This window comes from Streptomyces sp. NPDC051452 (assembly GCF_044454765.1).
In the GTDB taxonomy this organism is placed as follows: domain Bacteria; phylum Actinomycetota; class Actinomycetes; order Streptomycetales; family Streptomycetaceae; genus Streptomyces.
On the sequence record NZ_JBITEB010000019.1, the window covers coordinates 113,131 to 130,893 of the forward strand.

At 73.5% G+C, this 17,763-nt stretch carries 14 protein-coding genes and 1 pseudogene; 4 read left to right on the forward strand and 11 right to left on the reverse strand.

Going from position 1 to position 17,763, the window contains the following annotated elements; genetic code table 11:
• Positions 1–29: 29 nt before the first annotated feature.
• Positions 30–476 (reverse strand): Lrp/AsnC family transcriptional regulator, encoded by a 447-nt coding sequence (locus ACIBA9_RS32820; RefSeq protein WP_399368784.1) that lies wholly within the window; start codon positions 474–476, stop codon positions 30–32.
• Positions 477–570: 94 nt separating this feature from the next.
• Between ACIBA9_RS32820 and ACIBA9_RS32825 the strand changes: the two genes are divergently transcribed.
• Positions 571–1,044 (forward strand): rhodanese-like domain-containing protein, encoded by a 474-nt coding sequence (locus ACIBA9_RS32825; protein WP_399368786.1) that lies wholly within the window; start codon positions 571–573, stop codon positions 1,042–1,044.
• Between the two features lie 26 nt (positions 1,045–1,070).
• On the forward strand, positions 1,071–1,586 hold the full coding sequence (locus tag ACIBA9_RS32830; RefSeq protein ID WP_399368788.1) for an immunity 21 family protein: 516 nt from the start codon (positions 1,071–1,073) through the stop codon (positions 1,584–1,586).
• Between the two features lie 24 nt (positions 1,587–1,610).
• On the opposite strand, the gene ACIBA9_RS32835 is transcribed toward ACIBA9_RS32830, so the two are convergent.
• The 6 genes from ACIBA9_RS32835 to ACIBA9_RS32860 form a co-directional block, all read right to left on the reverse strand.
• Positions 1,611–2,846, reverse strand: coding sequence for a cytochrome P450 (locus ACIBA9_RS32835; protein WP_399368790.1), 1,236 nt, complete (start codon positions 2,844–2,846; stop codon positions 1,611–1,613).
• 39 nt (positions 2,847–2,885) lie between these two features.
• Positions 2,886–4,277: an NAD(P)/FAD-dependent oxidoreductase gene (locus ACIBA9_RS32840; protein WP_399368792.1), complete on the reverse strand. Its 1,392-nt coding sequence runs from the start codon at positions 4,275–4,277 to the stop codon at positions 2,886–2,888.
• Complete coding sequence (locus ACIBA9_RS32845; RefSeq protein ID WP_399368794.1) at positions 4,267–4,521, reverse strand: ferredoxin; 255 nt, start codon at positions 4,519–4,521, stop codon at positions 4,267–4,269. Before ACIBA9_RS32845 ends, ACIBA9_RS32840 begins: the two co-directional genes overlap by 11 nt.
• 162 nt (positions 4,522–4,683) lie before the next feature.
• The gene (locus tag ACIBA9_RS32850) at positions 4,684–5,361 is read right to left on the reverse strand and encodes a hypothetical protein (protein ID WP_399368796.1); all 678 of its coding nucleotides are present in this window, start codon (positions 5,359–5,361) and stop codon (positions 4,684–4,686) included.
• Between the two features lie 141 nt (positions 5,362–5,502).
• Positions 5,503–7,194: a DUF885 domain-containing protein gene (locus ACIBA9_RS32855; protein ID WP_399368798.1), complete on the reverse strand. Its 1,692-nt coding sequence runs from the start codon at positions 7,192–7,194 to the stop codon at positions 5,503–5,505.
• Positions 7,195–7,247: 53 nt separating this feature from the next.
• Positions 7,248–7,733: an Lrp/AsnC family transcriptional regulator gene (locus ACIBA9_RS32860; RefSeq protein ID WP_362155686.1), complete on the reverse strand. Its 486-nt coding sequence runs from the start codon at positions 7,731–7,733 to the stop codon at positions 7,248–7,250.
• Between the two features lie 60 nt (positions 7,734–7,793).
• On the opposite strand from ACIBA9_RS32860, the gene ACIBA9_RS32865 reads away from it, so the two are divergent.
• The gene (locus ACIBA9_RS32865) at positions 7,794–9,011 is read left to right on the forward strand and encodes a trans-sulfuration enzyme family protein (protein WP_399368800.1); all 1,218 of its coding nucleotides are present in this window, start codon (positions 7,794–7,796) and stop codon (positions 9,009–9,011) included.
• 540 nt (positions 9,012–9,551) lie between these two features.
• Here ACIBA9_RS32865 and ACIBA9_RS32870 read toward each other — a convergent pair.
• The 4 genes and pseudogenes from ACIBA9_RS32870 to ACIBA9_RS32885 all read right to left on the reverse strand — a co-directional run bounded on the left by ACIBA9_RS32870 (position 9,552) and on the right by ACIBA9_RS32885 (position 16,614).
• Positions 9,552–10,982 (reverse strand): GNAT family N-acetyltransferase, encoded by a 1,431-nt coding sequence (locus ACIBA9_RS32870; RefSeq protein ID WP_399368802.1) that lies wholly within the window; start codon positions 10,980–10,982, stop codon positions 9,552–9,554.
• Between the two features lie 198 nt (positions 10,983–11,180).
• Positions 11,181–13,838 (reverse strand): DUF6493 family protein, encoded by a 2,658-nt coding sequence (locus ACIBA9_RS32875; protein ID WP_399368804.1) that lies wholly within the window; start codon positions 13,836–13,838, stop codon positions 11,181–11,183.
• A pseudogene (locus ACIBA9_RS32880) lies at positions 13,835–15,267 on the reverse strand (SWIM zinc finger family protein). Before ACIBA9_RS32880 ends, ACIBA9_RS32875 begins: the two are co-directional and overlap by 4 nt.
• Before the next feature lie 513 nt (positions 15,268–15,780).
• The gene (locus ACIBA9_RS32885; protein ID WP_399368806.1) at positions 15,781–16,614 is read right to left on the reverse strand and encodes an alpha/beta fold hydrolase; all 834 of its coding nucleotides are present in this window, start codon (positions 16,612–16,614) and stop codon (positions 15,781–15,783) included.
• Between the two features lie 321 nt (positions 16,615–16,935).
• Here ACIBA9_RS32885 and ACIBA9_RS32890 point away from each other — a divergent pair, with 321 nt between their 5' ends.
• Positions 16,936–17,697, forward strand: coding sequence for a GntR family transcriptional regulator (locus ACIBA9_RS32890; protein ID WP_399368808.1), 762 nt, complete (start codon positions 16,936–16,938; stop codon positions 17,695–17,697).
• Positions 17,698–17,763 lie beyond the last annotated feature (66 nt).

The following is a 17,763-nucleotide window of genomic DNA, read 5'->3' on the forward strand; positions in this document are numbered from 1 at the left end:
GGGGCGGCGGCCGTGGTGGCGGCGCCCCGCTAGCGCCCCAGAGGCCGCCGGGGCAGTGGGGAGGAGTACACGACGCTGGTGGTCACCGAACCCAGCGTGCCGATCTTGCCCGCTATCCCCTCCAGGTGGGACATCGAGCGTGCGGCGACCTTGACGACGAAGCAGTCGTCACCCGTGACGTGGTGTGCCTCCAGGATCTCGGGGGTGGCCGCGACCAGGTCGTGGAACGGCTTGTAGTTGCCGTTGGGGTACCGCAGCCGCACGAACGCCAGGATCGGCAGCCCGATCCGCTCGGGGTCGACGACCGCCGCGTATCCCTGGATCACACCCGCCTCCTCCAGGCGCCGCACCCGCTCGGTGACGGCGCTCGGCGACATGGAGACCTCGCGGGCCAGTTCGGCGTAACTGGCCCGTCCGGCGCGCTGGAGGACCTCTAGGATGCGCCAGTCGACGGCGTCCGGGGAATACACGGTCATCCCGGATGGATAGCAGGGAAATCCCCGGCCGGGCAAGGGGAACCCCGGGGATCGTCACTTCAGCGAGCGGGCGGCGGCCCCTAGATTTTTTGCCATGACCACCACCTCCGAGAACCCCGTCCTGCGTGTGGCCCCCGCCGCTCCCGCCGAGGCCGCCGCCTACTTCCGGGCGTCCCTGGCCTTCCACGCCGACGTCTCCGACGTGGCCACCGCGCTCGCGGCCGGCGGCGACCCCGGCCTCACCGTCGTCGACACCCGCTCCACCGAGTCCTGGGACCAGGGACACGTGCCCGGGGCGATCCATCTGCCGACCGCGCTCATCCCCGGCCAGGCCGAAGGGCTCCTCGACAGGTCGGTGCCCGTCGTGACGTACTGCTGGGGCCCCGGCTGCAACGGCGCCACCCGCGCCGCCCTCGCGCTCGCCGAACTCGGCTACCAGGTCAAGGAGATGCTCGGCGGTTTCGAGTACTGGGTCCGCGAGGGATTCGCCTACGCCACCTGGCGGGGCCCCGCCCGCCGGGACGCCGACCCGCTGACGGCACCCGTGGTGGGCGAGTGCGGCTGCTGAGATCCGCCCGTGTAGGTTCTGGGGCCATGGCTCGATACGCGGACCCTGGCGTGCTGGAGTGGGTGGAGTCGGGCGGTGGCCCGCTGATAGCAGTCCCGGAGACGGTCCTGCCGTTCTGGGCGGGCGCCGACACCGAGGAACTCGACACCGACTACGACCGGGCGTGCGAGGTCGCCGGATACGCCGGCCTGCTCCCGGTCGGCGACGGCGCGGCCCTCGTCCTCGGCGACGAACCGGCCGCCACCTCCTACCTGCCCGCGCACGACACCTTCGTGCGCTGGTCCGCCGCGGACTGCGAGGACGAACTGCTCGCCGCCGTCCCCCAAGCGCTCCAAGAGGCCGAATGGCAGCAGGAGTTCCACTGGACCGTCCCCGGCCCGGTCGTCCTCTTCGACTCCGCCAGGCCGGGCGGGGACCTCGCCGCCGTCGAGCATCTGCGGGTTCCGCTCGCGCCGGGGCGGTACGCGGTGCGCGCCGCCCAGGCCACACCACGCCCCGAGACCTGGGTCGGCCTGGTACGGCTCAGGCGACTCCCGCACTGACCCGGCGCGCATCCTCCCGCGGGCTCAACGCACCGCTTCGAAGGCGATGTTCAGATGCCGGGGCCCGCGCAGGACGGCGTTCTGCCGGTACGGTGGCGGGTCCTCGACCAGACGCGGATCGTCCAGCCGCCGGGCCAGCGCGGACAGGGCGATCTGCGTCTCCAGCCGGGCCAGCGGCGCGCCGAAGCAGCTGTGGATGCCACTGCCGAACCCGAGGTGCTGGATGTCCTCGCGGTCGGGGTCGAAGCGCTGCGGGTGCTTGAACCGCTCCGGGTCACGGTTGCCGGCGGCCAGCACGAGCCAGAGCCGCGAACCCTTGGGAATGGTGACCCCGCGCACGTCGATGTCGGCGATGGTGGCGCGCTGCGGCACGATCTGCACCGGCGGCTCGTAGCGCAGCAGTTCCTCCACGATGTTCACCGACAGGCCCGGGTCCTCCCGCAGCCGCCGCAGGATCTCGGGGTGGCGCAACAGCGTGAGCATGCCGTTGGTGATCAGGTTGACCGTCGTCTCGTGACCGGCGATCAGCAGCAGCACCGAGGTGCTGAGCACCTCCATCATCGTCATGGCGCCGTCCGGCCCATGGCTGTTGACCAGGTCGGACAGCATGTCGTCGCGCGGCTGCTTGGTACGTTCCTCGACCAGCCCGGCCAGATACATCCCGAGCTGCATCCGCGCCTCCGTCGCCGACTTCGCGAAGTCCGGGTCCGCCGTCATGCGGGTCGCGGGGTCCAGGGTGGCGACGAGCGGATCGACCCAGGCACGGAAACGCGGCTCGTCCTCGCGGGGCACGCCCAGCAGCCGGCAGATCACCGTCACCGGGAAGGGATAGGCGAACTGGTCGACGAGGTCGATCTGCCGGGCGTCCCCGAACCCGTCGATCAGCTCGGCGACGATGTCCGCCATCTCGCCGCGCATGTTCTCGACCCGGCGCGGCCGGTGCGGCGGCCCGAAGGCGCTGTTGGCGATGCGCCGCAGACGGTCGTGCTCGGGCGGGTCGAGCCGCAGGAAGGACGGCGGCAGCCCGGTGTTCTCCCCCTGGCCGATGTCGTCGTCCCCGGCGGCGACGAGGGTGGCGGCGTCGGAGCTGATCCGGGGATCGTGCAGCAGACCCTTGATGTCGTAGTACGAGCTGATGACGTAGGGGCCGCCCTCCTCCTCGTGCAGCACCGGCGTCTTGCGGAGCTCCTCGTACAGCGGGTACGGGTCGGCGCGGTTGGCGAAGTCGGTGATCTGGCGGAACAGCGAGGTTTGCGTCATCACGGGTCCTTGGAGCGGCGGTGAGGGGCGGGGCGGCGGTCAGTGACGGGCGGGGTGGAAGACCAGCTGCTGGTCGGCCGGCGAGTAGCCACTGAGGGTCACGGTGGCGCCGTGGGTCGGCAGCGACGGGTCGGGGAACTCGGCCGCGACCGGATTACGGCCCTCGGGACGCCGGTCCATCGTCGGATACTCGACCGGGAACGGCGCGCCCCGTTCGATCTGCCGGGCGTAGAACTCCAGCCACCGGGTGTTGTCGAAGCTCACGGCCGCGATGACGCGGCCCTTGTAGCCGTAGACGCCCACGAACCGGCGCTCCGCCAGCGAGCCCTGCGTGATCATGAGCTGCTCGCCCATCGGCGGTACGCCGACCGACTTGATGTTCACGCCGAACATCGAGGACCAGAAGGCGGGCATCCACAGATGCGGACGCCGTTCGGTGCCGTGGCAGATCATGTTGTGTGCGGCCGTCTCCGCCTGGGCGACGGCGTTGCCCCAGTGCTCCAGCGAGAGGAACTGGTAGCCGAACAGCGCGTGCGGGGAGCGCGCCACGTCACCGGCCACGAAGACGTCGTCGGTGACGATGCCGCGGAAGTCGAAGGCACGGCAGCCCGCGTCGCAGGCGATGCCCCGCGGCCCGGCGCCCAGCCCCGAACCGGTCAGCCACTCCGTGTTCCGCAGCGAACCCAGCGAGACCACGACCACGTCCGCCTCGACGACGCTCTCGTCGGACAGATGGACCGCCCGCACCCTGCCGACCGCGTCGCCTTCCAGCGAGGTCACCGTGACATGGGTGCGCAGGTCCACGCCGTTCTCGACCTGCAGGTCGGCGGCGACCGATCCGACCACTCCGCCGAGGGCGCCGACCAGCGGCGCGCCCGCCCGCTCGGCCACCGTGACCGCGATGCCCATCTCCCGGCAGGCCGACGCGACCTCCGAACCGGCGAACCCGGCGCCGATGACGAACACCCGTCGCGGCCCCGCCTTCAGCCGCTGGTAGAGGTCCGCCGCGTCGTCGCGGGTCCGTAGCAGGCAGACACCGTCCAGCCGGGCCTCCTCCTCCTTCGGCCAGGGTCGGGCCCGCACCCCGGTGGTGATCAGGAGGCGGTCGTACTCCACCTCGTCGCCGTCGGCCAGCCGCACCCGCTTCGCCCGCAGATCCAGACCGCTCGCCGCGACTCCCAGCCGCCACTTGGCGTCGATCTCCGCGCGGCGCGGCAGGTCGGTGTGGCGCGGGGACGCCATGCCCAGCAGGACGGACTTCGACAGCGGCGGCCGGTCGTATGGCTCGTACGGCTCGTCACCGATCAGGGTGAGTTCCCCCGTGAAGCCCTCGGCCCGCAGGGTCTCCGCGGCCCGCAGGCCCGCCAGCGAGGCACCCACGATGACGATCCGGCCCTCACGCCTGAGCCATTCCACGGAGTCAGCGGCCATCGGAGGCCTCCAGCGGAGTCCCGGCCGCCGCCGGGCCGGCACCGGCCACGCCGTCCAGCCCGTCGGCCGTGATCGCCCGCACCGGGCAGGCGGCGACGGCGCGCGCCACCTGCTCCCGTTGTTCCTCCAGCGCGCGCGGGTTGTACATCAGCGACTCCTCGCCGTGCATGGCGAAGACGTCGGGCGCGAGGAACGCGCACTGCGCGTAGCCCTGACACTTGTTGAGATCGACGACGAGCCTCATCGGCGCTCCGCCCCTTCCGGTCGCCAGGTCCGGTGCGCGCCACTGCCGGCGTGCGGTCCTCTCCGGACGGCGGTCATGTCCCGCACGCCAGCATGGGAGCCCGACGGGAGGCGCGCGCGCCGGGCGGGGCCGTCCGGGTGAGCGGCGCCGAAGCCGCCCGGGTCACGCGGAAGCGGCCGCTCGGGTCCGCGCACGGCGGCCGGCCACGAGGATGTGCAGGCTCAGCACCAGCGACCAGGCGGGGAAGACCAGTTCCGCCCAGGGGACGTTCGAGGAGACGAAGAGCAGGATCAGGGCGGTCAGGAAACCCACCAGCGACAGCCAGCGCGGCAGGACGCCGAGATGGTGCCCGATCATCGACATCGAGCACACGAAGACGGCCGCCATCCGCATGGCGTACCCCGTCATCAACGTGTACGCGAGATGCCGGCCGAAGTCCCAGGCGATGGGGTCGGGCGTCGCGCCGGCCTGGTGCCTGACCGCGAGTACCGCGCTCGCCGCCGCGGCGGCGGCGAACAGGCTGGCGACGAAGACCAGCCCGCTGCCGAGCAGGACGGTGGCGAGGAACTTGTCCTCGGCCGCGCCGACATGCGCGCGGACCGCGCCGACGAACCACAGGAAGAAGATGCCGGTGAACGGCACGAGCGCGAGGGCCGCGCGCAGGGCGTCGCGCCGCCCGGAATCGGTGAATGCCTGGACGGTGACCGCGTCGGCCCCCTCGGGGATCCCCATGCGGATCAGGACGATCGCCGCCGCCAGCAGCAGCGCGAAGACCACTCCGGCCAGCCCGGCGGCCCGCGGGGTCTCCAGCGCCTCCTGACCCGGCGCCTTCTGCTCCATACCCGGCCCGCCTCCTTCGCATCGGCCCCGGGCACCAGCTAGCGGCCTCGCCACCCGCCCGCGCCACCCGAAGACGGCCGTACGGCCGAGCGAACCGCCCGGCCGTACGCCACCGCCTCCCGCTGCCCCTGCCGCGCGCCCTCAGAGCCGGGAGAGTTCGTCCACCAGGTCGTCCAGGCCCAGCGCGCCCTGGGACAGCGCCGCCATGTGCCAGGCCTTGAGGTCGAAGGCGTCTCCGTGCCGCTCGCGAGCCTTCTCCCGGCCCAGCAGCCACGCCCGCTCGCCGAGCTTGTAGCCGATCGCCTGCCCCGGAATCGTCAGATACCGGGTCAGCTCGCTCTCCACGAACTCCGCCGGCCTGCTGCTGTGCGCGCCGAAGAACTCCTGCGCCAGCTCCGGGGTCCACCGCTCACCGGGGTGGAACGGCGAGTCCGCCGGGATCTCCAGCTCCAGGTGCATACCGATGTCGACGATCACCCGGGCCGCCCGCATCATCTGCGCGTCCAGGTAACCGAGCCGCTCCTCGGGGTCACCCAGATAGCCCAGCTCGTCCATCAGCCGCTCCGCGTACAGCGCCCAGCCCTCGGCGTTGGCGCTGACCCCGCCGACCGTCGCCTGGTAGCGGGAGAGGTTTTCGGCCACGTGTGCCCACTGGGCGAGCTGGAGGTGATGGCCGGGCACGCCCTCGTGGTACCAGGTCGACACCAGGTCGTAGACCGGGAAGCGGGTCTGGCCCATCGTCGGCAGCCAGGTGCGGCCGGGCCGGGAGAAGTCCTCCGAGGGAGCCGTGTAGTACGGCGCCGCCGCACTGCCGGGCGGCGCGATCCGCGACTCCACCCTGCGCACCCGCTCGGCGAGTTCGAAGTGCGTGCCGTCCAGGTCCTCGATCGCCTTGTCCATCAGGCCCTGCAACCAGGTGCGGACCTCTTCCACGCCCTCGATGTGCCGGCCGTGCTCGTCGAGGTGCGCGAGCACCACCCAGGGCGTCGCGGCGCCGGGCAGGATCTTCTCCCCCTCCTGCCGCATCTCACCGAGGATCCGGTGGAACTCCGACCAGCCGTAGGCGTACGCCTCGTCCAGGTCGAGGTCGGTGCCGTTGAAGTAGCGGGACCAGCGGGCGTACCGCTCACGCCCCACCGTGTTCGGGGCGTCCTCGACGGCCGGCGCGTACACGTCGCGCAGCCAGTCCCGCAGCTCCACCAGGGCCCCGGTCGCCGTCCGGGCCGCCTCGTCCAGATCCGCGCGCAGCGCCTGCGGGCCGCCGGCGGCGAAGTCCTCGAACCAGCCGCGCCCCGAACCGTCCGTGTCGGCCCACTCGGTGAGCTGCTCGATGAAGGTGGCGGTCGGCCGGGGCGCCGCGAACAGTTTGCGGTCCAGGCCGAGTTGAAGGGATTCGCGGTAGCCCGCGAGCGCGCCCGGCACGGCGCGCAGCCGCTCGGTGATCGCCGCCCAGTCCTCGTCCGTCTGCGCCGGCATGATGGTGAAGATGTCGCGCACCGAGTGGCCGGGGGTGTGCATGTTGCCGACCGCCCGCAGATGCTCGTCCGCCTCGTGGACGGCGAGTTCGGCGGTCAGCCGCTCGCGCAGCAGCCGCCCGCAGCGCCGCTCCGCGTCACTGTCCGCGCCGGGCCGCCGCTCCGCCTCGTCCAGCTTCAGGAGGGTGGACCGGGCCAGCTCGGCGAGCGCTTCCTGGCCCGCGGGCGAATAGTCGGGCAGCCTGCTCGCACTCTCCTTCACCCCCAGATAGGTACCGGTGACCGGGTCCAGGGCGATGAGGTCGTCCACATACGCGTCGGCGACCTGACGGGGCAGCGGGCTCTTGGTCTCAGACATGCGGTCCATCCTCGTACGACGAGGATCACCGCGTCACCCACGTATGGGGGTATTCAGCTCTCGGCGTGGCCGGGAGGCAGCAGGGGTCCGCACTCCCACTGCTGGAAGATCAACCGGGTCTCCACCCGGGCCACCTCCCGCCGTGACGTGAACTCGTCGAGCACCAGCCGCTGCAGATCGGCCATGTCCGCCACGGCCACATGCACCAGGTAGTCGTCCGGCCCGGTCAGATGGAACACCGTCCGTGCCTCCGGCATGGCCCGGATCCGCTCCACGAACGGTCCCACCAGCTCCCGCCGGTGCGGCCGAACCTGCACCGACAGCAGCGCCTGGAGCCCGCGTCCGAGTTTGGCCGGATCGAGCCGCAGCCGATGGCCGAGGATCACCCCCGACCGGCGCAGCCGGGTCACCCGGTCCAGACAGGTCGACGGCGCCACGCCCACCTGCGCCGCGAGCTCCCGGTACGTGGTCCGGGCGTCGTTCTGCAACAGCCGCAACAGATGGAGGTCCACCGAATCCAGTACGACAGATTCCGCCATATGCCGAACGTAGCACGGAGACCGAGCCCCGAAAACCGTTCGATGTTCACTCTTCCGCCCATGGACACAGCGAGCATCGGTGCCTACGACGACGTACGCACCGCATCGAGAGCCCTGGCCACCGAGGCCGTGCACGCCGGTCGCGACGACCTCGCCCGCCAGGGCCTGCACGCCCCGCCGATCGATCTGTCCACCACCTACCCCTCCTACGACAGCCGCACCGAGGCCGCCCGCATCGACGCCTTCGCCACCGACGGCGCCGACCCGATCGGGCCGCCCGTCTACGGCCGCCTCGGCAACCCGACCGTCGCTCGCTTCGAGACCGCCCTGGCCCGCCTGGAGGGCACCGAGGCCGCGGTCGCCTTCGCCAGCGGCATGGCGGCGCTCAGCGCGGTCCTCCTCGCCCTCCCCCTCCCCGGGGGCCTGCGCCACGTCGTCGCCGTACGACCGCTGTACGGCTGCAGCGACCATCTGCTGACCGCCGGGCTCCTCGGCACCGAGGTCACCTGGACCGACCCGGCCGGCATCGCCGACGCGCTGCGCCCCGACACCGGCCTGGTGATGGTGGAGACCCCCGCCAACCCGACCCTCGCCGAGGTCGACCTGCGTTCCGTCGCCCGCGCCTGCGGTTCCGTGCCGCTGCTCGCCGACAACACCTTCGCCACACCCGTGCTGCAACGCCCGGCCGAGCAGGGCGCCCGGCTGGTGCTGCACAGTGCCACCAAGTACCTCGGCGGACACGGCGACGTGCTGGGCGGAGTCGTCGCCTGTGACGAGGAGTTCGCCGGCCGGCTGCGCCGGATACGGTTCGCCACCGGTGGTGTGCTGCATCCGCTGGCGGGCTATCTGCTGCTGCGCGGCCTGTCCACGCTGCCGGTACGGGTCCGGGCCGCGTCCGAGAACGCCGCCGAGCTGGTCCGCCGGCTCGCCGCCGACCCCCGGGTGTCCCGTGTGCACTATCCGCGGATCGGCGGCGCGATGATCGCCTTCGAGGTGCACGGCGACCCGCACGAGGTCATCTCCCGGGTCCGGCTCGTCACCCCGGCGGTGAGCCTGGGCAGCGTCGACAGCCTCATCCAGCACCCCGCGTCCATCAGCCACCGCATCGTCGACGCCGATGACCGGCGCGAAGCCGGGGTGAGCGACCGGTTGCTTCGGCTCTCCGTGGGCCTGGAGGACGTGGAGGACATCTGGGCGGACCTGAACCAGGCACTGGGCACCTCACCGAACCGGCCGACGGCGACGACGAACCACGCGGTGGCGGGCGCGGGCCGGTAGGGGCGGTGTGCGGTCGTGGCGACGGGCAGGCGGCTGGTCGCGGATGCGGCGGCACGGCGGCCTGCTGTGCGCGGTCACCGCGCGGCGGCACGGCGGCGGAGCACTCCGTGGCGAGGCCGGCGGCCAAGCGCCGTCGCCGTCGCCGCGGACCGGCCGGGGCGGTGGACGCCTCACGTGGACGGTCTGGCGCATCGGCGGTGGGCTGGTGTGCGGTGGCCGTCCGGTCGGTCGGTGTGGTGGGTCAGTCGCGGCGGGCCGGAGCGTGATGGTTCGCCGGGTCCGTCGGCTGTGCGCGTTCGGGAGCCGGCCGGGGCGGTGGACGAGTGCGCCAAGCGCGTGCCCTGTTGCCGCGGCGGTGGGCCGCCGGGTGACGGCGGTCGTGGCCGGTCGGTGTCGATGGTCGGCCGCGTCGGACCGCCGGGGCGGCGGTGCGCCGTCGCGGCGGTCCGGTAGGCGAGTGGACGCTCCACCAGGGCGGTGGACGCTCCACGCGAACGGCCCGGCGTAACGGTGCCGGGCCGTCGTGGCGGGGCGTGTGGGTCAGCCGCGGTGGGCCGGGTCGCCGAGGTGTGCTCGCGCGATGTCGAGGGACGGGCGGGACGCGTCCGGGGCCGAGTCCAGCCGGGCCGTGATGACCAGGGTGCCCTCCTCGACCTGGTAGTCCAGGGGCAGCCCGAGGCCCCGCATCGCGGCGACCATGCCCGTGTTCGAGGCCCGCGTCACCGCGTACACGCTCGCGCAACCGGCCTCCACCGCCATCGCCACCAGTCGGCCGAGCAGTTCGGCGCCGATGCCGCGCCGCTGCCACTCGTCCTCGATCAGCAGCGCCACCTCCGTCTCGTCCCCGTCCCACAGCAGATGCCCGAGGCCGACGATCTGTCCCGCGGGCGTCTGCGCCGCGAGCGTCCGCCCGAAACGTGGGCTGAGCAGGTGGTTGAGATAGCGGCCCGCATCGCCGACGGGACCGTGGTAGCGCATAGCGAGGGTGCGTGTCGAGCACCGGTCGTGCATCGCCTTCGCCTCCGCCACATCCCCGGTGTCGACCCGGCGCACGGCGATGTCGTTGCCCTCGGGCAGGGTCAGCACGTCCTGGCCGCGCGGAATCCGCGGTCCGAGCCGGCCGTCCAGCTCCACCAAAGCCCGGGCCCGGGCGAACTCCGTCGGCGTGAACGGCAGATACGCCCGCTCCACGGTGAGCACCCCACCCTCCGGGGCCCGCAACCGCATGACCGTGTCTTCCAGCACGCCCTCGGCCGGCACCGGCTCGGGCCCGCGGCCCCCGCCGACCGGCGTACCGGGCAGCGAGCGGATCGTGCACCGGCCCAGCAACTGACGCAAGGCCAACGGCAGTTCGGCGGCGTCCAGCGCGGTGCGGGCCGCCAGGCCGAGCACCCGGGTGGGCACGTCGACCAGGTCGTGCGCGTCCGCCCGCTCGATCCAGGTGCCCGTGCCGCCGGCCAGGGCGACCGCCCGGGTGATCTCGGCCGCCGACAGCGGGCCCGGCGCCCGCAGCAGGAACTCGTCCACCGTGCCGTCGGCCAGCGGATGGGTCTGCAGACTGAGGATGTCGACCCGCCGCTCGGCCAGCGCGGCGCACAGCGCGGCCAGTGAACCCGGCTCGTCCTTCACGGTCGTCCGCATCCGCCACAGCGCGCCGGGGCCGGTCACGTCCGCCGTGCCGGCCGACTGCTCCGGAAGCCCGGCCGACCGCGACGCGGACGACCGGGTGCCGGTATCACCGGCCGGGGGTGCGTGCCCGGGGCGCCTCGCCCACCAGGCGTGGAATCCCGCCGTAGCCACCAGCACGACCGCCGAGGTCACCAGCAGCACCGGACCGTCGGGCCCATGACCGATCAAGTTCGCCACCGCGTCCGCCACGGCGACGGCCGTGAAGAGCGCGGCCAGCTCGACGACGTCCCGCCGCCAGTGGTGCACGGGGCGCGCGTGCCTCGTGCGGGTCACATCAGACATGTCTGGAGTCATACAGCCACTGTGAAGGAACGGTGTTGCGTGATCACGAACTGATTGTGACCGATGGGTAAAGCATGCTCCGCCCCTTTTGTTGCCCTTTCCACAGCCGGCCCGCCGTCGGTCCGCCGTCGGCCCGCTGTCGGCCCACGCTCGACCCGCTGTCGGCGCCCCGGGCCGTCGGCGCGACCGGGGCTGCGCTCAGGCCGCCGCAGTCTCCGGGGCCAACGCGGCTCGCAGTCGCCGCGCCTCGCTCACCATGCGGGAGTTGCCCTTGCGTGCGGCGGTGTGGGCGAGGTGCGGCATCTCGGCACGGACACCCGACCGCTCGGCGCAGTCCGCCGCGACGGCCAGCAGATCCCCGAGCCCCCGGGCCGACACCGCGCCCGCCTCCGGCCGGGCGGTCGCGAGGTCGGCGAGCAGTACGGGCAGAGTGTGCCGGAGCATGCCCCAGATGGTCGCGTTGGCGCCGGTGGCCGCCGCCGTCCGCGCCGCGTCGGCCAGCCGCTGTGGCTTGACCGCACCACGCCGCACCAACTGGCCGAGGTCCGCGCCGAGTCGGGCGGCGTCCAGCTGACCCCGCGCGGCGAGCACCAGCAGGGCGTCCACGGCGGCCAGCCGGTCCTCCGCGTGCCGTGCGCCGAGCCCGTAGGCGACGCACAGATGCACCGCTTCACCCGCCTCCCCGCCGGACTCGGCGAGCAGGGGCAGCACTCCGGTGTCGCGCTCGTCGTCCACGGCCGTGGCGGCGATGTCGCGCAGCAGCCGGACCGCGACCAGCTCCCGACGCTCCGGAAGAACGGCGAGCCAGTGCGGGCGTATCGCGTCGTCCCAGTGGTTGCAGCGGTGGCGGCCGGTGAAGACGGACACCGGCCGGCCGAGGTGATGGAACTCCGTCGGGAAGCCCTCCGGGAACCCCGGCAGTTCCCCCTGCTCCAGCAGGATGCGCACGCCGCCGGTGCGCCGCCGGGTCGCGGGCCGGCCCGGGTTCGGCGCGGTCAGATGCCGGGCGAGCCGGCTGCCCTCCCGGGTGCCGAGCGCCCGCGCACGCCGCGCCGCCTCCGCGACGGCCGTGGGGTCGTCCCGGCGCAGCCGCAGCAGAGCCTGGGCGAAGTCGGTTGCGGCGACCCGGGCGTCCAGCCTCCGGTACTCCGCGAGGCGGGCCACCAGGTCCTCCGGCTCCAGCGCACCGGTGCTCCAGGTGGGTGTGGCGAGCAGCAGCGGCAGCGGTTCGGTGCGGACCCGGTACGCCACCTCGCGCAGCCGGGCGTCGAACACCCGACTGAGGCCGGAGTGCGCGCACTCCTGCTCCCGGGGGCCCTGCCGCACGGCGTCGCAGAGTGTGGCCGTACCCACTTTCTCGTGCAGGGTGGCGAGGAGCAGGTCGATTCCGTCGCGGGCGCCGATCGTGCCGTAGCGGTCGTTGCCGAAGTAGGTGTCCCGGTGCGGCCACTGCGAGTCGTCCGAGATCGCCCACCAGCGGTTCGCGACCACCGGTGCGAGCGCCTCGCGTAGTGCGTTCGGATCCCGGTAGGCGTGACGCACCAAGCCGTCCAGCGCCCGCTCGAACCCGGCGACATCGTCTCCGGGGGATGCCAGCAGCGCCCCGACCTCCTCGGCCAGTTCCACCGCCGACTCCGGCACCGACGCCAGCCGCACCGGCTCGGGAGCGGGCGGCAGCACCTCCTCGTACACCTCCCGGGGAGCCACGGTGACACCCGGCAGCGCGGACGCGCGGGCGCGCAGCACCGGGGACAACCGGCCGACCGCGTGACCGAGTTCCCCGGCCGGGTCCAGTTGCCCGGCGTACCGCTCGACCAGCTTGAGCGCCCGCTCCTGCACCCGCACGTCCTCGTGTCCGAACGCCTGGATCACGACCGGCAGCAGCTCCGCCGCGGCGCCCCGATCACGCGCCAGTACCTTCCCCAGCAGCACGAGTTGGGCTCGGACCAGCTTCTTCTCGGTGCGGAACAGCAGTCCCCCGGAAGCCTCGGTCAGCTGCGCCGGAGTCAGGTCCCCGGCCAGGGCCAGGGCCGCGAGCACCGTCTGGGCATGGGTGGCGACGGGCGACACCGCGTCCCGGGCGAGCGCCGTCCAGTCTGCGATCCGCGCCCGCTGCTCCTCCCGGGTCGGGGAAAGCCTGGTCAGCAGGGGCAGGAAGACCCGGTGGTCGGTGGGGCCGCCGCCGCGCAGCAACCGGGCCACGCACGCGTCGACGAGGAACGCGCGGTCCAGGAGGCCTTCCCGGGTCAGGTCCGTGAGGGCGCTCTGCCAGGACCGGGATCCGTCGCCGAGCAGCCACCGGACCTCGCGAAGATCAGTGAGGGTGAACAGACCGGAGACCAGCGTGGCCAGATGGGGCTCGCCGCGCAGGGCGTCGAGGACGCCGGAGTGGTTCGAGGCGTGGCTGATGTGCTGGATCCAGCCGGTGACGTAGGCGTCTGTCACCGGCACGTCGCAGCCGGCGCGGTGCACCAGCCCGGCCATGAGCGGGTACGGCACACCCGCGGACACCGGTCGCCGGGCCAGCCGGTGCGCGACATCGGCCAGCCAGCCGGTGTCCCGGTGTTCCAGCACCCGCAGGAGGCTGTCGGTGGGTGCGTGGCTCCAGCGCAAGTCGGTGGCGCCGAGCCAGTCGGCGGCGGCCGCCGCGCCCGTGTGACAGGCGGCCCCGGCCAGATGCAGCGCCGGCAGTACCTGCCCTGACCGTGCCTCCCACACCCGGGTGCGCCGCAATTCCCTGCGCAGCTCCTTCAACTCCGGCAGGTGGGAACGTCGTTCGCTCTCCGTCAGGCTCCTCAGCAGCCGCAGGGTCTCCGCCATGCGCCCCGCCCGCACCGCTTCCAGCAGTTCACTCATCGCACGCCCCCGTCGATTCCCGCCAGCTCACGCGCCGTCGCGTCCGCCCCGGCCACGGCCTCCGCCGCGGCACCCCGCCGTACCAACCGCACCGCCAGCGCGTGCTTGCACGGCCCGCGTCCGCCGCGGTACTTCGCCCACCACAGGCAGCTGCACGTCAGTACCCCCGCCTCCTCGCGCACCCGGTGCACATGGCCGTCCCCTGCCGTCACCGTGGCGAGGGCGCCGTCCAGCGTGACCGCCCCCGCGGCCACCAGCGCCCGTGCCGAGAGCAGCCGCGGATTGTGCCGCTCGGCGCGCCCGGCGTCGTACGGCAGCTCGCGGTGGAAGTACGCCGCCTCCGCCGTGTCGTACCCGACCTGGCCCGAGGTGCCGAGGCGGACCAGGGCGGCGCGGACCCGCTCCGGGGTGAGACCGGAGGCGGCCGCGAGATCGGCCACGTCGACGCGGGGTTCCCAGGCCAGCAGTACCGAGATCAACTCCGCGTCCGCGCCTGCCTCCTCCGCGGCCAGCGCCTCCAGGACGCCGCCCTCGCCGGAGAAGCCGCGCGAGGCGTCCGGCGACAGCGTCAGGGTGAGCCGCATACCGGGCAGGACGACCTCCCAGGCGGCGGCCGCCGCGGCCGTGCCCGTGGCCGCGGGGCCGTACACCCGCAGGGCCGTGGCGTGCCGCAGCACCCGCCGGAGTGCCGCCAGCCGCTCCGGGCCCGGCAGACATACCGCGCCGGGCACCGCGCGGGTCGTCGGCCGCAAGCCGCGGCCCACCGGCACGACCCAGCGCGGACCGCCCGGGGCGCGCCGCGCGCCGCCCGGCCCGGGCAGTCCGCGCAGGAACCGCACCGCCTCGTCCGCCGGCAGCTCGGCCCGCAGGTCGAAGCCGGCCGCGATCACCTGGGCCTCGGCGAAGCCGCGCAGCCAGCGGTCGGGCAGTGGGACCTTCTTCTCCACCACCGGGCCGTCCAGCGTGGTGACCGCGAGCTCCTCCGGGCCGACCCGCAGGTGCAGCGGGTCGGCGCCGCCGAGGCGGGAAAGCGCCTCGCGCAGCGGGTTGTTCACGTCGACGTTGGTGGTGCCGTGCCCCACCGCGCCGCCGTCGAGGCCCGGGGCGAGCACGTCCAGGCGCGCGTACACCCCGCCGCAGCCGGAGAAGGACTCGAAACGCAGCCGGTCGCCGTTGCCCGTCACCACCGGGTCGAGCGACGCGCGCAGCTGCGGCTGGTAGTACCGGGCGGCCGCCACGTCCGCCACCGCCAGCAGCCCCGCCGCCGCCACCTGAGGCGAGGTCAGGAAGCCCGCGAAGAACCGCGGATGGTCCTCGACACCCGTGGGTGTCGCCCCCCGGGACGTTTCAGTCCGAGTCGGCTCCCGCCCGTGGCGGACTTCAGCGCGGAGGGTCGGCGATAGGCCACGGCCTGCAGTGATCGCGTCATGGAAAGACCGTAGAGGCGACCACTGACAATGGGTCCGACCTGCGAAGACGGCTTTTCGGAGGGGGAGTTGCCGTGCCGCGCACCGGGGGATGACGCCGGTGCGCGGCACGGTGTGCGGGGTAGGGGACACGGCGGCCCCGCCGAGTACTCCTCGCCGGGAACCCGGCCGGGGCCACGGCCCGACGACCGCTGCCCGGAACTACTGCCCGGGAACTACTGCCCGACGCGGCCCGGCCGGAGCGTCCGCGTGAACAGCACTGTGCCGTCCCGCTCGCGCAGCCGCAGCGTTTGCTCGCCGCTGCCGCCGTCGATGCCGACCTCGCCGAAGAACTGGTGGCCGCCGGCGGGGGCGCGCCCGAGAACCCGCGCCTGCCGGTCCGGCCGGTCGCCGTGCGCGGGGCCGATACGGCCGGCACGCGCGCGTGCCGGCGCGGCGCCGCGGTGCGGGCCGGTGGCGCCCGGTCGCGGCCCCTGTTGGTCACCGCTCGCGGTAGCGGCGCGTCGGTCGGTGGTTCAGGCGCGGCTGCCGTCCAGGATGACCCGCGCGACCAGCGCCGGATCGTCGTTCATCGGGCAGTGGCCGCAGCCGGGCAGCCGCACCAGCCGGGCGTGCGGTATGAGTTGCTTGGCGCGCACACCCTGGCGGCGGAGGAGGAGCCGGTCCCGGGAGCCCCAGGCCACGGTGACGGGCAGGCCGAGCAGATCGTCCGTGAACCGCACGGTGATCCCCGCCCGCAGGGTCGCGTCGAAACCGGTGGCTCCCGCGAGGGCGAGCGTCTCGGCGACCACGGCCTCCGGGGAACGGCGCCCGGGGCGGCCGTAGATGGTGCTGGTCAGGGCGGTGCGGCCGGCCGCGGTACGGCTCAGCCGCTCCACGAGCGGCAGCGGGAGCCGCTGGGCGATGCCGCGCATCGCCAGCAGCACCGCGAACGCGTACCGGCGCTCGGCCTCCGTCCAGAAACCGGCCGGCGACAGGGCCGTCACGGACCGTACGGCCTTTTCGCGGCCCAGCTCCAGGGCGAGCAGGCCGCCCAGCGAGTTGCCCGCCACGTGCGGGCGGTCCAGGCCCAGTTGCCCGAACAGGGCACCGAGCACGGTGTTGGTCGTCGCCAGGCCGTAGGCGAGGTCGCCCGGCAGAGCGGGGGAGGCGCCGAAGCCCGGGAGGTCGACGGCGATCACCTCGCGCTCGGTGGCGAGGATGTCCACGACCGGGTCCCAGGCCTGCCGGTGATGGCCGATGCCGTGCAGCAGCACCAGCGGTGCGCCGCGTCCCACGCGCGCGTAGGACACGGTCACATCGCGCGGGCCGAGCGCGGTGGGGACCTGGAAGGAGGCGGTCGCGGACATGGGTGCTCCTCGTCTGGAGGCTCCGGAGGCTGACGGACGCTGTAGACAGCTTGTCAGCAATCGCTACCGGCGGGTAGCCCTTCGCTCCCGTCGACCGGCGCCCCCCAAGTGCGACGAGGGCTTTGCCGCGATGTCACGGACACCGTTCCGTACGAACGCCTCGTGAACGCTCCGCGGCGGGTCGCCCATGGGTTGCCCAAGGGTCCGAGGATTGGTCTTGACCAAGGGTGGCGGCAGCCCTATGGTCGCAGAGAAGTGCAACAACCTTTAATAAACAAGGGCGCTAAAAACCGCCGGACCACGGCTCTTGCGGAGGACAGGGTGGGGACCACGCAGCTGGAATCGGTGCCGGAACCGAAGTACTGGCATCTCAAGACCGTACTCAGTGAGGCATTGGACTCCGAGTTCTCGGTCGGTGAGATCCTGCCCAACGAGCGGGACCTCGCCGCCCGCTTCGGCGTGGCCCGTGCCACGCTCCGCCAGGCCCTCGAACAACTGGAGCTGGAGGGCCGGCTACAGCGCCGCCGCGGTGTCGGCACCACCGTCGCGCCCCCGCGTGTGGGCGTCGCCGTCGGCACCGAACGGCACATCTGGCCCGGAGCCACGGGAGACGCGTGGCAGCCCGTCGACAGCGGGCTGGCGGTCCCGCCCGCCGCCGTCGCCGAGGTCCTGGAGACCGGCGCCCAGGAAGCCGTCCACACGGTCCGTCGCTCCCGCACCTCCCACGGCCGATGCGTCGCCACCGAACTGCTCTACGTCGCGGCGGCATCGGTGCCCGACCTCTCCGCGATCGACGCCCCCTCCGGGCCGGCACGCGCGCGGGCGGTGCTGCGCGAGCTGCAGCACCTGGAGCTCGAGGGCCAGGACCGTGCCGTCGAGCTGGGCTCCGCGCGCGCGGACGACGCGAAGGAACTCGACCGGCTCCCCGGCTCGCCCGTCCTGGTCGTCACCACCCGCTTCCATGCCCAGGGGCGTACGGCGGTGCTGTCCGTGGCGACCTACCGCGCGGACACGTGCCGGCTTACCTTCGGCGACTCGGCCGGCGTGGAGATACACCACACGCCCGAACAACAGGCCTCCTGACACCTCGCGAGCCACCGCCCGGCGGGTGCGGAACGCCCCGCCGGGCACCCCGGGCGGACACGCGCC